This is a genomic window from Dactylosporangium sp. NBC_01737 (genome assembly GCF_035963215.1).
In the GTDB taxonomy this organism is placed as follows: domain Bacteria; phylum Actinomycetota; class Actinomycetes; order Mycobacteriales; family Micromonosporaceae; genus Dactylosporangium.
Genome location: NZ_CP109153.1, coordinates 5,949,504 through 5,963,346, shown reverse-complemented (window position 1 = coordinate 5,963,346; position 13,843 = coordinate 5,949,504). Strand labels below are relative to the sequence as shown.

The window sequence follows — 13,843 nt, the reverse complement described above, 5'->3', positions numbered from 1 at the left end:
ATCGAGCGGGCATGTGTAGAGGATGCTCACACCCGGGCGGCGGTCTGCTGCTCGGGTTCGGCCGCGGCGGCCGGTGCGGAGGGCGCGGGGCGCAGGGTGAGCGCGGCGAGGACCGCGCCGGCCAGGGCGATGACGGCGGCGCCGGTGAACGCGGCGGAGTAGCCGTCGGTGAGGGCGGGCAGGTTGCCGAGCTGGTCGCCGCCGGCCGCGGCGGCGACGGCGGTCATCGCGGCCAGGCCGAGCGCGGAGCCGACCTGGTAGCTGGTGTTGACGATGCCGGCGGCCAGGCCGCCTTCCTCGGGGCGGGCCGCGCCGATCGCGGTGCCCAGCGACGGGATGAACGCCAGGGACATGCCGAGTGCCGCGACGAGCGAGGCGGGCAGCACGTCGGCGACGAAGCTGCCGGTCGGGCGGACGAACGCCAGCCAGCCGAGCCCCGCGGCGAGCACGGTCAGGCCGGCCACGAGTGTCGCCTTCGGGCCGAACCGGCCGATCGCCCGCGGCGCGAGCAGGATCATGCCGAGCATGATGAGGACGGTCATCGGCAGCAGCGCGGCACCGCTGGGGAAGGCGCTGTAGCCGAGGACCTGCTGCAGGTACAGGTTGAGGTAGAACCACATCGGAATCCACGCCGCGCCCAGCAGCAGCTGTGCGACGTTGGCCGCGGCCAGGTCCGGCGCCCGGAAGATCGACAGGCGGACCAGCGGCTCACGGCGGGTGGCCTGGATCGCGACGAACACACCGAGCGCGAGCACCGCGGCACCCAGTACCAGCCAGGTCTGCGCCGACGCCCAGCCGATCTCCGGAGCGCGGACGATGGCATAGACGGCGGCGGCGAGGCCGGCCGTGACGGTGAGCGCGCCGAGCAGGTCGAGGGAGCCGCGGCGGGCGCCGCCGGCCGGCATGACCGCCGGGATAGCGGCGAGGACGAGCACGGCGATCGGGATGTTGACGTAGAACACCCAGGGCCAGCTGACGTACTCGGTGATGACCCCGCCGAGGAACACCCCGGCGGTGCCGCCGGCGGGCGCGGCCGCGCCATACAGCGCGAGGGCCTTCGTGAGCTCCTTCGCCTCGGCGCCGAACAGCATCATCAGCAGCGTCAGCGCCGACGGTGCGATCAGCGCCGCACCGGCACCCTGCACGGCGCGGGCGGTCAGCTCGACCGCGACATCGTCGGCGAGGCCGGCGGCGAGCGAGCCGGCGAGCAGGACCGCCCAGCCGGCGGTGAACACGCGCCGGGCGCCGAAGAGGTCCGACAGGCGGCCGCCGAGCAGCAGCAGGCCGCCGAACGCGACGACGTAGGCGTTGAAGACCCAGGACAGGTTGCCCGGGGTGAAGCCGAGGTCGCCCTGCATGCGGGGCAGGGCGACACCGATGATCGAGGTGTCCATGATGACCATGAACTGAGCCAGGGCGATGAGCCCGAGGGCCCACCATCGCCGGGATGCGGTTGCCATCTCCATCACACTCCTTCATACCCCCATGGGGTATCTGCGTGACGTCATCCTTACCCCCCAGGGGTATCGGTGTCAACTCTTTCGGAAATACCCCCAGGCGGTATCTGTGCTGTGCGGGTTCGCACTGGGCTGGGTCGCCCTGGCCGCACTGTCGACTCGGTACACCGACCGGCCCCAGCGGTGGGCGGCCGCGCCCGCCCTGTTCCTGGGTGTGAGCGGCCTGCTCCTGATCGGGTTCGGTCCCGCCGCGAACCCGGTGCTCAACTGGCTGTGGCCACCCGCCGCTCTGGCCCTCGCCATCTGGATGTCCGTCCGCGCCCACCGGGATCCGCTCGGCCGGGGCAGACGATGGCTGCTGTACCCGGTGATCGCCCTGCCTGCGCTCGCCTCCGTCAGCGGCGGTTACGAAACCGCCCGGGCGGCAGCGGACGCCCGCGCACACCCGATGCCCGGGCAGCGCATCGACGTCGGCGGCCACCGCCTGCACCTGCACTGCACCGGCTCCGGCGCTCCCACCGTGGTGTTCGAACCCGGCGCCGGCAACGCGGCCGCCTCTTCGGCCGGCTCGCCGCCGACGGGCTCCCCGCCCAGGCCCGCGACGAGGTCCGCACCAGGTCCGTGCGCCGATCCGGTCCGCTGAGCGGGTGAGCACGATGCCGACCGACCCGCACGGCGACGCCACCACGACCTGGCACATACCCCTCGGGGGTACATACACTGGTGGCATGACGACACCGGCACGGGGCTACACCGCGACGAAGGACCAGTTGCAGGGCCGCCTGAAACGCATCGAAGGGCAGGTGCGCGGGATCGAGAAGATGGTCGACGAGGACCGCTACTGCATCGACGTGCTCACCCAGATCGGCGCGATCCAGGCCGCGCTGGACAAGGTGGCGCTGGGGCTGCTCGACGACCACGCCCGGCACTGCATGCAGCACGGCGCCGAGGAGGGCAAGGGCGAGGAGATGGCGACCGAGATGATGGCCGCCGTCGGCCGGCTGCTGCGCCGCGGCTGACCACCCGCACTACGCGGCGGCCGCACGGCGCACGGCGAAGCCGGTGACACCGCGCGGCTTGTAGACCGACAGCACCGTCGCGGCGACCAGCAGCAGCAGGCCGGCGCACGCGTGGACGAGCGGTGACGGGCTCCGCAGCTGTGCCAGGGTCGACGACGGGTCCGCGGCGCGGTCGGCGAGCAGGCCGAGGGTCTGGGTGTAGAGCAGCAGCACGGCCGTGGCGACCACGTTGATCAGCAGCTTGAACAGCACCCAGTAGTGCCGCACCAGACCCCACACGGTGCCCAGCGACTGCACCAGTCCGGTCAGCAGCGACGCGACGCTGATCGGCACCAGCACCGCCCAGCCGAGCACGTCCATCGCCAGGTACGCGGCACGGACCACCCGCACGTCGTGCGAGGTCAGCGCGGCGACGGCCAGGGCGATGGACGCCGCGACCGCGCCGAGCCAGCCGACCGACGCGGTGACGTGCACGGTGAGCATCGCCTTGCGCAGCGGCGGCGCCATCCTCACCGCAGCCACCCGGCGACCCCGTCCACCGCCGTCAGGGGCGCCGACGCGCCGTGCCCGCCCATGTGCCGCCCCGGTCCGTGCCCGCTGAGCAGCGCGACGATCAGCAGGACGACGAGCACGACCGCCGCAGCGCCGACGATCTTCACCCACCGCGGCATCCGCGTCGCGTCGTCTTCGTTCGCCATCTCGACCTTCCAGTTTTTCAATACACAATGTCTACGACCGATTCATAGTGTCACGGCAGCGGCGAGACGTACAGTGGTGGGGTGCCGAAGTTGTGGAACGACACGATCACCGAGCACCGGCACGCCGTGCGGGACGCGATCCTGGACGCCGCGGCGGCGCTGGTGCACGAGCACGGGCTGACCGGGGTGACGATGTCGCAGCTGGCCACCGCCGCGGGAATCGGCCGGGCCACGCTGTACAAGTACTTCCCCGACGTGCAGGCGGTGCTCCTGGCGTGGCACGAACGGCAGGTCGCCGGGCATGTGCGGCAGCTCGCCGCGGCCCGCGACGCGGCCGGGGAACCCCTCGACAAGCTGGCCGCGGTGCTGCGCACGTATGCGCTCATCGGCCACCGGCACCACGGCTCCGACCTCGCCGCCGGGCTGCACCGCGGCCCGCACCTGGCCGCGGCCGAGCAGCATCTGCACGCGCTCATCCGCGACCTGATCGCCGACAGCGCCGCGGCCGGCGCTGCCCGTTCCGACGTGGACGCCGCGGAACTGGCGCAGTTCTGCCGGCACGCGCTCGGGGCCGCGGCGGATCTGCCGTCAGAGGCGGCGGTGGAACGGCTCGTCACGGTCACGATCGCCGCGATCCGCCCCGAGCCTCGACACTGAACGACCCGCGGGTGGGGGGGTATTGCTGACCCCACCCGCGGGGTGACTCGCGCTGCTACAGCTTGGCCAGCAGGCCTTGCATCTCAGTGATCTCCGCGGTCTGGTCCGCGGCGATCCTGGCGGCGAGCTGCCTGGCCGCCGGGTCCCGGCCCTGGGCCTGTTCGGTCTTGGCCATCTCGACCGCACCCTGATGATGTTTGATCATCATCTGCAGGAACATCATGTCGAAGTGCTTGCCGGCGGCCTTGTCCAGGTCCTGCATCTCCTGGTCGGTCATCATGCCGGGCATCTGTCCCATGTCGCCCATGCCGTGGTGCATGGCGCCGGGGCTGGGGACCGGTTCGCCCCAGGCGGTCAGCCATCCGGACATGGTGGCGATCTCCGGCTCCTGCGCCTTGGCGATCCTGTCAGCGAGGGCCTTGACCTCTGGCGTGACGGCCTTCGACTGCGCGGCCTTGGCCATGTCGAGGGCCTGACGGTGGTGCGGGATCATGTCGGTGGCGAACTTGACGTCGGTGGCGTTGAAGGTCGCACCGGACTTCGGGGCCGCGGCGGACGGGTTGCCGCCCATGGTGTCGTGGTCCGTCCCGTGCCCGCCGCAGCCGCCGGCGAGCAGGGCGAGGCCGAGCGCGCCGGTGGCCAGGACGGCCCGGACGGCCCGGCGGAGGTTGATCGTACGCATGGTGAATCGAGCTCCTGGAGTTCCGAAACGGTGACGCGGACGCGTCGAGGACGTCGCCGCGGGACGGGTGCGTCCGGCGGCGTCATTCGACTCCGGAGCCGGCCTACGTCCGCCAGATCGACAGCTCGCTGCGCTGTGGTGGCCCGCAGCCGGTGCCGTCGGCGGCGTCGGCCGCGACGGTGCCGGTCAACGCCCGTGCCGGCGTCGCCGGCACGGCGGCCTGCGAGACGGTGAACGTCGGGGTGGGGGTGCCGATGGCGGGCGGGAGACCGGACTGGCACATCGCCGTGGCGTGCCCGCCGTCGTGCTGAGAATCCGGGCAGGGGTCGTGGTCGCCGTCCGATGCGCACCGCGGCGTCGCCTGGGTGGCCATGATCGCGCCCGCGTGCACGGCGGCCGGGATGGGAGCGGCGGCGAGCGCGTGCATCCACGCGACACCGAGCACGAGGAGCGCAGCGGTCAGCAGCCGGGCGTGCGATCGCTTGCCGGCAGGCCGCTTGCGACGGCTGTGCACCACTCCCCGACCACCTCCTACGCACCATCGTAGACGGTGGCGAGAACCACCACCCCTTGCCGCCTATACCCCCCAGGGGTATTGTCCGAGTGACGGAAGGAGCCTGCCATGTCGCAGCCGCACCGCACAGCCACCCCCGGCCACCACGCCGGACATGACCATCACCAAGCGCGGGGGCACCCGCTCGGTCACCCGGATGACCACGCGAGCCACCAGCACGGCGTCCACGACAAGCACGCCGGGCACGACCCGGAGGTGTTCCGGCGCAAGTTCTGGCTCAGCCTCGCGCTGACCGTCCCGGTCGTCGCGACCAGCCACATGGTGATGGACTGGCTGGGCTACCAGCTCGACTTCCCCGGCATGAGCCTCGTCGGACCGGTGCTCGGCACGGTGGTGTTCCTCTACGGCGGCCGGCCGTTCCTCGCCGGTGCGGTGACCGAGGTCCGCGACCGCGCGCCCGGCATGATGCTGCTCATCTCGATGGCGATCACCGTCGCCTACACCGCGTCGCTGGCCACCAGCCTCGGCTGGTTCGACCTGGAGTTCTGGTGGGAGCTCGCCGCGCTGGTCACCATCATGCTGCTCGGCCACTGGCAGGAGATGAAGGCCATCGGCCAGGCCAGCGGCGCCCTCGCGGCCCTCGCCGCGCTGCTGCCCGACGACGCAGAACGCCTCGACGCCGACGGCCGGCCCCAGCCCGTGCCGGTCGGCGAGCTGCGGGTCGGCGACACGGTGCTGGTCCGCTCCGGTGGCCGGGTCCCCGCCGACGGCCGCATCGTCGACGGCCGCGCCGAGCTCGACGAGTCGATGGTGACCGGTGAGTCCCGGCCGGTCCCACGCACCGTCGGCGACCGGGTCGTGGCCGGCACCGTCGCCACCGACTCCGCGCTGCGCGTCCAGGTCGACGCCGTCGGCGACGACACCGCCCTCGCCGGCATCCAGCGGCTCGTCGGGCAGGCCCAGCAGTCCCGCGGCCGGGCGCAGGTCCTCGCCGACCGGTTCGCCGCCTGGCTGTTCTTCATCGCCGCCGGCGCCGGCCTGGTCACCTTCGCCGCCTGGTGGGCGCTCGGCGACCTGACCGGGTCCGTGGTGCGGACCGTCACGGTGCTGGTCATCGCCTGCCCGCACGCGCTCGGCCTGGCCATCCCGCTGGTGATCTCCCTGTCGACCGCCGTCGCCGCCCGGGCGGGGATCCTGGTGAAGGACCGCCTCGCGCTGGAGCGGATGCGAACCGTCGACGCGGTGCTGTTCGACAAGACCGGCACGCTGACCAAGGGCGCGCACACCGTCACCGGCGTCGCGGCGGCGGCCGGGCTCACCGAGCAGCAGGTGCTGCACACCACCGCCGCCGTCGAGGCCGACAGCGAGCACCCCCTGGCCCGGGCCATCGTTGCCGCCGCGCGCCGCGACGGTGCGACGCACCTGCGCGCCGAGCAGTTCCAGTCGCTGACCGGTCGTGGCGTGCAGGCCACCGTCGGCGGGATCCGCTACGCCGTCGGCGGCCCTGCCCTGCTACGGGAGCTGCACGTCGGCCTGCCCGACGAGATCGCCGCCGCGGCCTCGGCATGGGCGGGGCGGGGCGCCGCGGTGCTGCACCTCGTCCGCCTCGACGGTGACGCCGCCCAGGCCGTCGGCGCGCTGGCCCTGGAGGACGAGGTCCGGCCCGAGGCGAAGGAGGCGATCGCGCAGCTGCGGCAGCTCGGCGTCGGCAAGATCGTCATGATCACCGGCGACGCCCGGCAGGTCGCCGACGCCGTCGCCGCCGACCTCGGTCTGCGGTCCGGCGTCGACGAGGTGTTCGCGGAGGTGCTCCCGGCGGACAAGGACCGCACCGTCGCGGAACTGCAGCAGCGCGGGCTGCGGGTGGCGATGGTCGGCGACGGCGTCAACGACGCCCCGGCCCTGGCCCGCGCCGACGTCGGCATCGCCATCGGCGCCGGCACCGACGTCGCCATCGAATCCGCCGGCGTCGTCCTCGCGTCCTCCGACCCGCGTGCCGTCACCGGCGTGATCCGCCTGTCCAGGGCCAGCTACCGCAAGATGATCCAGAACCTCGCCTGGGCAGCCGGGTACAACATCGTCGCGATCCCCCTCGCCGCCGGCGTCCTCGCCTGGGCCGGCATCACCCTCAGCCCGGCCGTCGGTGCCGTGCTGATGTCCGCCTCGACGATCGTCGTCGCGCTCAACGCCCAACTGCTGCGCCGGGTCCGGCTCATCCCCGGCGGGTGAACTCGGCGGGCACCGCGGGCGCCGTCCGGCACACCAACTGCCGGACGGCGCCGTCGCACGCCACGAACTCCCCCGCTGTCACACCGGATGCGACCTGCGGGCCGGCGTCCAGTCCTTGCCGCGCAGCGCGTGCCGCTCCACCAGGTGCCAGGACAGGGCCGCCACGGCGACCGTGGCGAGCAGCGACAGCACGGTGTACGGCCAGAACCCCCACCGGTTCCAGCCATAGGCGGCGAACATCTGCTGGATGAGGAACCCGTAGATGTAGATGCCCGGTCACGGCGAGCAGCCCGGTCACGGCGTAGCAGAGAACCTCGTACACCAGCGACCACAGCGCGCCGTCGAACACGCTGGATGACGTCTGCCGCCCCCGGGGCGTGGACTTCGCGAGCAGGTCATGGATGCCGTACTGGCGGACAACAGCGGAATCCACTGCTCAACGATGCTGCATAGGAGTCACCCGGTTGCGACGAACGCCGATCGCCTGGCGGAGTGGCCGGCGCCATCGCCCATGTCCGCCACCTTGCGCGGCCGGCACGGGTTCGCGACGGCTGAGATCTGTCAGCCGGGGCGGCGGGCGCCCATGTACGGCATGGTGTCGATGCGGGACATCCGGACCGGCACCCCGGCGCGGGAAGCGTGGACCATCAGGTTGTTGCCGACGTACATGCCGACGTGGTGCAGGTCGCTGTAGAAGAAGACCAGGTCGCCGGGTCGCAGGTCGGCCTTGCTGACGGCGCTGCCCTGTTTCCACTGCGCCCCGGTGTAGTGGGTGAGCGACACCCCTGCGGCCTTCCACGCGTACTGGGTGAGGCCGGAGCAGTCGAAGGTGCTGGGGCCGACGGTGCCGAACACGTACGGCTTGCCGATCTGCGCGCACGCGGTCTTGACCGCGGTGCCCGCCGCGCCGCCGATGTACACGGCCGGGCACTGGCCGATGTACAGCGCGCTCTTGGGCACGTCCGTCGCGCCGAGCTGACGGCGCAGCGCCTGCAGCCGGTCGACCTCCGCCTGGATCGACTTCTTGCGGGCGGCGAGCTCGGTCTCCTGCGCCTGCTGCTGCGCCACGAGGGCGTCGATCTTCTCCTTGTCCGCGGCGTACCCGTCACGCAGGTGCGCCACCGACGAGATCTGATCGGCACTGTTCTTCGCCAGGCGGTTCAGCGTTGCCAGCTGCTCGGCGAACGTCTGCGGCGAGTCGGTCGACAGCAGCACGTTGAGCACCGACGCGCTGCCGTACTTGTACTGCCGGGACGCCATCGCTCCGACCTCGTGCATGGCGGCGTCGACCTGCTGCTGCAGCGGGGTGAGCGTGTCGGTGAGCGTCTTGGCCTTGGCCTGGTTCGCCAGCAGCTGACTGTGCAGGTCGTTGTACTGCTCGATGACCGGTTCGAGCTTCTCCCAGGCCTCGTCGAGCTGCCGTTCGATCTCCGGCAGCGACGGCTCGGCGTGGGCGGAGACGGACGGCGCCAGTCCCACGAGGGCGACGGCGGCCACTACCAGCGTTCTGCGAACGATCGAGAACATGCGGCTACGGTCCACCGAGGAGACGCCCTTCCTCACCATCCCCCGCACGGACCGCTCCGTCACCGGGCCGGGGCCAGGCGACGGGCATCGTGCGGCGGCAACCGTCCCGGGGCCTCGGGGGCAGAGGCCAACGGCCAGGACGGGCCGTGGCCAACCGTAAAGAGGTCGGTGACCGCAAATCAACCCGATGGCCGACTTCCTTCGCTGTGCAGCCGGATCGTCACGTGTTGTGCATTCCTACGGTCGATCAGACCTGTTGCGCAGATCGCTGACGGGCGCATACGCGGAAGCCATGCTTCCGTGAAACCGCCGGTTTGGGCTGATCCGCTTTTCCCGCCCGTACACTCGCGCTCCTATGATGAGTAGGAGCATCTGTGTCCGTACGCCCGCCGGCCCAGCGGGTGGCGCAATCGCCCCGGCGGCGCCCGCCGCGCCAGCGACCGGACGGGCCGTGGAGCGCACTTTCCGCAGGTCCAGGGATGGCAGGTCTCCGCCATGGCCGTAGCATTCGGGGACCAAGCCGGGGCGTGATGGATGAGGAGGCGCTGTGCGGGGATTCGGCGACCTGGAGGCTGCGGTCATGGAGCACCTCTGGGCACGATCGGCACCCGCGACGGTGCGCGAAGTGCACACGGACCTCATCCGCGACCGGGATCTCGCCTACACCACCGTCCTGACCGTCATGGAGAAGCTGTACCGCAAGAAGTACCTGCGGCGGGCGCCGCAGGGCCGGGCGCACACCTACCAGCCGGTGATCAGCCGGGAGGAGTACGTGGCGAGGCTGATGCGCGAGGCGCTCACCGACAGCGACGACCGGGCCCAGGCGCTGCTGCATTTCGTCGGGCAGATGACCCTGGACGAGGCCGCCGCCCTGCGCCAGGCGCTGCGCAGCTACGAGCAGCGGATCACCGGATCATGAGCGCGGTCCTGCTCGGCGCCTTCGTCACCGGCCTCATCCTGGTCGCCGCCCCACGTCTCGCGCGGGCCCGATGGGTGCTCCGCGCCCCCGGCCTGGCGATCTTCACCTGGCAGATGACGTGCGTGACGGCGCTGGTCGCCGTGGCGCTGATCGGCCTCACCACCACCCTGCACTGGGACACCACCCACTCGCTGATGTGCCGCGCGTGGCGGCTCTGCCTCGACGCGCTGCAGGGTGCGCACGGCCGGCCCGCGCAGGCCGCGGCGATCCTCGGCGCCTCGCTGCTGGTCGGCCTGACCGGGCGGCTGGCGTTCGGCGCCTGGCAGGTGACCGTCACGGAGCGACGGCAGCGGCGTTCCGTGCGCACGATGCTGCGCCTGGCCGGCAACCGGATACCGGCGCTGGACGCCACCGTCGTGCCGGCCGAGCACGCGGCGGCGTTCCTGGTCCCCGGCGGCGCAGCCGACGTGGTCGTCACGTCCGCCGCGGTACGGCAGCTCGCGCCCGACGAGCTGCAGGCCGTCATGGCGCACGAGCGGGCACACGCCAGCGGTCGGCACCACTGGCTGCTGCGTTCCGTGCGCCTCGCCCACATTGCGTTCCCGTGGGTGCCGCTGTTCGCGACCGCCCTGCACCAGGTGCACCGGCTCGTGGAGCTGCGCGCCGACGAGGTCGCCGTCCGGTCCAGCCGGCCGATCGCGCTCGCCCGCGCGCTGGTCACCCTCGCCGAATCAGGCGCCCGCCCCGCCGCAGCCAACCCGGGGCTGCTGGCCGCCGACGGCGGGGACACCGCCGAGCGACTGGAACGACTGCTCCAGCCACCGATCCCACTGCCCCGCGCCAGCACCCGGGTCGCCGCCGTTGCCGCCGCGCTGCTGCCACTGACGCCCGTCGCCGTCGCCGTCGCCGGCCGCTACGCAGGCATCGGCTGACACACGCCCCGCCCCGTCTATCGGGCGGCCTGCTCGATGCCGAACCAGATGAACGGCGCCCACGGCAGGTTGCGCAGCACCACGGCATAGATCGGCCACAGCACTGATCCGGTCGTTCGGGTCTGTGGAAACGGTCTGGGCGCCCATACACTCTTCGCGATGATCACGGGGCTCTCCCGGCGGTCGGATACTGCATGGGGAGGAACGTTGTCGTTCGCACTTACGCGACGCTCCGCCATCCTGGGGGCCGCTACCGCGGCCACCGCGGTGGCAGTGCCGGGGATCGTGCCGAGGCAGAGGTCGGCGCACGCGTCACCGCCCGGCCAGACCGGCAAGATCACGTTCCGGCGGGGGTACCAGGTCTTCATCGCCGAACCCGACGGCAGCGGCGAGCGGGTGCTCGTGCAGGCCGCCGGGCCGGGTGCAGGCAGCTGGGCGCCCGACGGCAGCCGGTTCGTCTACGCGGGCGGCGGCCCGGTCTCGGTGCGCCCCGACGGCACCGACGTGCTGCTGTTCGGGTACCGGGGCAGCACCGGCTCCATCGACCGCCCGGTGTACGCGTACAACGGCCGGTACGTCATCTACTCCTGGTTCGGCAAGCTGTCGATCACGCCTGCCGACGGCACCGGCACAACCGGGCTGCAGCTGTTCAGCGTCCCCGAGATCAAGGACGGCACCGACAGCTACCCGGCGTCGGCGAGCGACGGAACGATCATCTTCCAGCACGGCAGCTCCGCCGACGACTCCTCGTCCAAGATCTACCGCATCGACGCGTTCGACAAGGTCACGAAACTCATCGACTCGGCCATGTCCCCCGACTTCGCGCCCGACGACTCGAAGATCGCATTCGTGCGGTTGCAGGCGCCGGACGGCTGGCAGATCTGGCTCGCCGACGCGGACGGCAGCAATCAGAAGCAGCTGACGACGGTGGCGAGCACCGGCAGCAACAACAACCGCGACCCTTCCTGGTCGCCAGACGGTGACTTCATCCTCTTCACCAGCGACCCGTACGGCTCGCCAAGCGTCAAGCGGGTCGACGTGACCACCGGCAACGTAACCACCGTCGTCACCAACGGCAGCGAGCCGACCTGCCAGCCGCTCAACCCCAACTACGTCGAGCGGGTCTGGGGCCAGACCGCCCTGGGCACCGCGGTCGCCACGTCGCGGTACAACTTCGCGGACAAGGGCGTCAGCGACGGCCTGCGCGTGCAGGCCCAGGCCGTCGTGCTGTCCCGCGACGACATGTACTTCGACGCGCTCGGCGGCTCCGCCCTCGCCGTGAACAAGCAGGCCCCGCTACTGATCACGCCACCCGGGTCACTGCACGGGCAGACCGAGGCGGAGATCCAGCGGATCCTCGCCCCCGGCGGCACCGTGTACCTGCTCGGCGGCACCATCGCACTGTCGGTGAACGTCGAGAACCGGCTCAAGACCCTCGGATACACCACGGTCCGGCTGTGGGGCCAGAGCGGGTACGACACCGCCATCGCCGTGGCGAAGGCCATCACTCCGAACCCCACCGGCGTCATCATCGCAACCTCGCTGGAGTACTACGACGCCCTCGCCGCAGGCGCCGCCGCCGGCGCGAACCCCGGCACCGTGATCGTCCTGACCGCCGGCGACACCATGCCCGCCGCCACCGCCGCGTACCTCAACAGCCTCGACCCCGACCCGGACACCGGCACCGCGATGATCGGTGTCGGCGGCCCCGGCGTGCGGGCCCTGCTCAACGCCTACGACGCCGGCCAGATGCCCAACTGGCCCGACCGCATCTCCTACTACCCCGTCTACGGGGCCACCGCGTTCGAGACCGCCATCGCCGTCGCCGAGTTCTTCTTCACCGGCCCCCGCACCGCCGCCGTCGCCACCGCCACCACCTGGTACGACGCGCTCACCGGCGGCGCGATGATCGGCGGCAACCTCGGCCCGCTGCTGCTCAGCGCGCCGGGCAGCCTCAGCCCCCAGACCCGCGACTACCTGTCCCGCAACTCCTCCACCATCAAGTACGGGGTCCTGCTCGGCGGCCCGCTCGCCCTCAACAGCAGCCTCATCACCCCCGTCGGCGACGCCATCTCGGTGCCCGGCTACCACAAGTACGTCGACTACACCGAGACGTTCACCGTCCCACCGTCCACGGCCAGATCCCTCGCCGGCACCTCCGCCAAGCGAGGCCTCACCACGGGCGGGAACAAGGCGATCCCAGGCGTACAGCAGCGGCGCTCCTCGACCGTCGAGCGCTGACCCGTACCCAGCGACGGCGCCCTTCCTCATGGCAAGGGCGCCGTCGACGTGGGCACCGGACGCACCCCACGTGCTGTGACACACCTTCGTCACGGCCACGCTCGAGGTCGGCGTCAGCATCGGCCCATGGCACGCATCGGTCGGCACAGCCCACGGTCCACATCTGGTCGTGCCGGTCGGCCGCTGCTGTTCCCGTCCTTCAGCGTTGTGCGTTGTGGGGCGCGGCCGAGACAGGCGCCTCCCTACCGGTCGGGCGGAGGTCTGCGGCATCGTCGTCGCTCCGGATGTCCGAGCGGCCGTCCGCCCGTTCCCTGCCGCGCTGTCGACGATGTTGCCCACAGGTTCATCCACAGCCGCACGGATGCCGCTGGATGCGTGGGCCTTCGGGGGTCCAGTTGCCGAAGCCGGCGAAGCGCCGGAACATTCGATCGAGCGCAGCGGGGCTGTCCGTTGGCGCCGCGCCGACCGCCGCTCCGTGCGCACCCGGATCGCCTACTGGCACCTCAAGCACCGAGGACGACAGCGCTGACCCCGAAGGGCTGAGCCGATCCCGCGCCTCGTTGGTCCCAGAGACTCGACCGCACCAATGACCGACGCCTGTTCGAGGCGACGCGCCCACCCATCTCGCTACAGGGCGAGCGAAGCAAGACGTCCCAGAACACGCCCCGGCGGCATCGACAGCTTGCCCTGGTGATCCGCCTCCGACCAGGGGCGTTGCCTCAGCACGACCATCGATGCGGTAGCGCCCTTCTGCCTGCTGCGCGTTGAAGGAACCGTCGTGGCTGCTCACAGACCCTAGGCAGAGGGTTTCACTATTGCGGAAAATAACGGGATGGAAGGACACGGCTGCGCTGGGGTGCACGCCTCACCGTTCAAGCGTGCCTCGATCACGCGAACCGCCAACACAACAGCACCACCTCACCGATGGCCCCGCCCACCGCGTCGGCAAACCCCGTAGCCGGCAGGAG

15 protein-coding genes are annotated in these 13,843 nt (G+C 71.7%); 7 read left to right on the top strand and 8 right to left on the bottom strand.

The features are described 5' to 3' along the window. Positions 1 to 26: 26 nt before the first annotated feature. Positions 27 to 1,460, bottom strand: a complete 1,434-nt coding sequence (locus OHA72_RS26765; RefSeq protein ID WP_327010547.1) for an MFS transporter — start codon at positions 1,458 to 1,460, stop codon at positions 27 to 29. Between the two features lie 106 nt (positions 1,461 to 1,566). Here OHA72_RS26765 and OHA72_RS26760 point away from each other — a divergent pair, with 106 nt between their 5' ends. After that, positions 1,567 to 2,100 carry a hypothetical protein gene (locus OHA72_RS26760; RefSeq protein WP_327010546.1) on the top strand — a complete coding sequence of 178 codons (534 nt, stop codon included), beginning with the start codon at positions 1,567 to 1,569 and terminating at the stop codon, positions 2,098 to 2,100. 85 nt (positions 2,101 to 2,185) lie between these two features. After that, positions 2,186 to 2,476, top strand: a complete 291-nt coding sequence (locus tag OHA72_RS26755; protein WP_327010545.1) for a metal-sensitive transcriptional regulator — start codon at positions 2,186 to 2,188, stop codon at positions 2,474 to 2,476. Positions 2,477 to 2,485: 9 nt separating this feature from the next. On the opposite strand, the gene OHA72_RS26750 is transcribed toward OHA72_RS26755, so the two are convergent. Further along, positions 2,486 to 2,998 (bottom strand): DUF2269 domain-containing protein, encoded by a 513-nt coding sequence (locus OHA72_RS26750; RefSeq protein ID WP_327010544.1) that lies wholly within the window; start codon positions 2,996 to 2,998, stop codon positions 2,486 to 2,488. Further along, positions 2,986 to 3,174, bottom strand: a complete 189-nt coding sequence (locus tag OHA72_RS26745) for a hypothetical protein (protein WP_327010543.1) — start codon at positions 3,172 to 3,174, stop codon at positions 2,986 to 2,988. Before OHA72_RS26745 ends, OHA72_RS26750 begins: the two co-directional genes overlap by 13 nt. 81 nt (positions 3,175 to 3,255) lie before the next feature. Between OHA72_RS26745 and OHA72_RS26740 the strand changes: the two genes are divergently transcribed. Further along, a complete protein-coding gene (locus OHA72_RS26740) occupies positions 3,256 to 3,831 on the top strand; it encodes a TetR/AcrR family transcriptional regulator (protein WP_327010542.1) in 576 nt (191 codons plus the stop codon). A 55-nt stretch (positions 3,832 to 3,886) separates the two neighbouring features. Here the strand turns inward: OHA72_RS26740 and OHA72_RS26735 are convergent, their stop codons facing one another. Then, on the bottom strand, positions 3,887 to 4,513 hold the full coding sequence (locus tag OHA72_RS26735) for a DUF305 domain-containing protein (protein WP_327010541.1): 627 nt from the start codon (positions 4,511 to 4,513) through the stop codon (positions 3,887 to 3,889). A 103-nt stretch (positions 4,514 to 4,616) separates the two neighbouring features. Beyond that, positions 4,617 to 5,030, bottom strand: coding sequence for a DUF6153 family protein (locus OHA72_RS26730; protein ID WP_327010540.1), 414 nt, complete (start codon positions 5,028 to 5,030; stop codon positions 4,617 to 4,619). Positions 5,031 to 5,135: 105 nt separating this feature from the next. Here OHA72_RS26730 and OHA72_RS26725 point away from each other — a divergent pair, with 105 nt between their 5' ends. Further along, positions 5,136 to 7,256, top strand: coding sequence for a heavy metal translocating P-type ATPase (locus tag OHA72_RS26725; protein WP_327010539.1), 2,121 nt, complete (start codon positions 5,136 to 5,138; stop codon positions 7,254 to 7,256). A gap of 78 nt (positions 7,257 to 7,334) precedes the next feature. Here OHA72_RS26725 and OHA72_RS26720 read toward each other — a convergent pair whose 3' ends face one another. Together OHA72_RS26720 and OHA72_RS26715 are read right to left on the bottom strand one after the other, a co-directional pair. Then, positions 7,335 to 7,496: a hypothetical protein gene (locus OHA72_RS26720; RefSeq protein ID WP_327010538.1), complete on the bottom strand. Its 162-nt coding sequence runs from the start codon at positions 7,494 to 7,496 to the stop codon at positions 7,335 to 7,337. A 321-nt stretch (positions 7,497 to 7,817) separates the two neighbouring features. Continuing rightward, on the bottom strand, positions 7,818 to 8,783 hold the full coding sequence (locus tag OHA72_RS26715; protein WP_327010537.1) for a C40 family peptidase: 966 nt from the start codon (positions 8,781 to 8,783) through the stop codon (positions 7,818 to 7,820). Positions 8,784 to 9,330: 547 nt separating this feature from the next. Between OHA72_RS26715 and OHA72_RS26710 the strand changes: the two genes are divergently transcribed. Both OHA72_RS26710 and OHA72_RS26705 read left to right on the top strand, forming a co-directional pair. Then, on the top strand, positions 9,331 to 9,702 hold the full coding sequence (locus tag OHA72_RS26710; protein ID WP_327010536.1) for a BlaI/MecI/CopY family transcriptional regulator: 372 nt from the start codon (positions 9,331 to 9,333) through the stop codon (positions 9,700 to 9,702). Further along, entirely contained in the window at positions 9,699 to 10,634 is a 936-nt protein-coding gene (locus tag OHA72_RS26705) for a M56 family metallopeptidase (RefSeq protein ID WP_327010535.1), read from the top strand. The genes OHA72_RS26710 and OHA72_RS26705 overlap by 4 nt, the downstream gene beginning before the upstream one ends. 17 nt (positions 10,635 to 10,651) lie before the next feature. Here the strand turns inward: OHA72_RS26705 and OHA72_RS26700 are convergent, their stop codons facing one another. Next, entirely contained in the window at positions 10,652 to 10,801 is a 150-nt protein-coding gene (locus tag OHA72_RS26700; protein WP_327010534.1) for a hypothetical protein, read from the bottom strand. A 118-nt stretch (positions 10,802 to 10,919) separates the two neighbouring features. Here OHA72_RS26700 and OHA72_RS26695 point away from each other — a divergent pair, with 118 nt between their 5' ends. Next, positions 10,920 to 12,875: a cell wall-binding repeat-containing protein gene (locus OHA72_RS26695; RefSeq protein WP_327010533.1), complete on the top strand. Its 1,956-nt coding sequence runs from the start codon at positions 10,920 to 10,922 to the stop codon at positions 12,873 to 12,875. Positions 12,876 to 13,843: the final 968 nt, after the last annotated feature.

What these genes read in the sequence shown, in the direction of transcription:
- OHA72_RS26745 (WP_327010543.1), bottom strand. Translation starts at nt 3,174, where the DNA reads ATGGCGAACGAAGACGACGCGACGCGGATGCCGCGGTGGGTGAAGATC.
- OHA72_RS26735 (WP_327010541.1), bottom strand. Translation starts at nt 4,513, where the DNA reads ATGCGTACGATCAACCTCCGCCGGGCCGTCCGGGCCGTCCTGGCCACC.
- OHA72_RS26705 (WP_327010535.1), top strand. Translation starts at nt 9,699, where the DNA reads ATGAGCGCGGTCCTGCTCGGCGCCTTCGTCACCGGCCTCATCCTGGTC.
- OHA72_RS26765 (WP_327010547.1), bottom strand. Translation starts at nt 1,460, where the DNA reads ATGGCAACCGCATCCCGGCGATGGTGGGCCCTCGGGCTCATCGCCCTG.
- OHA72_RS26715 (WP_327010537.1), bottom strand. Translation starts at nt 8,783, where the DNA reads ATGTTCTCGATCGTTCGCAGAACGCTGGTAGTGGCCGCCGTCGCCCTC.
- OHA72_RS26725 (WP_327010539.1), top strand. Translation starts at nt 5,136, where the DNA reads ATGTCGCAGCCGCACCGCACAGCCACCCCCGGCCACCACGCCGGACAT.
- OHA72_RS26755 (WP_327010545.1), top strand. Translation starts at nt 2,186, where the DNA reads ATGACGACACCGGCACGGGGCTACACCGCGACGAAGGACCAGTTGCAG.
- OHA72_RS26720 (WP_327010538.1), bottom strand. Translation starts at nt 7,496, where the DNA reads ATGTTCGCCGCCTATGGCTGGAACCGGTGGGGGTTCTGGCCGTACACC.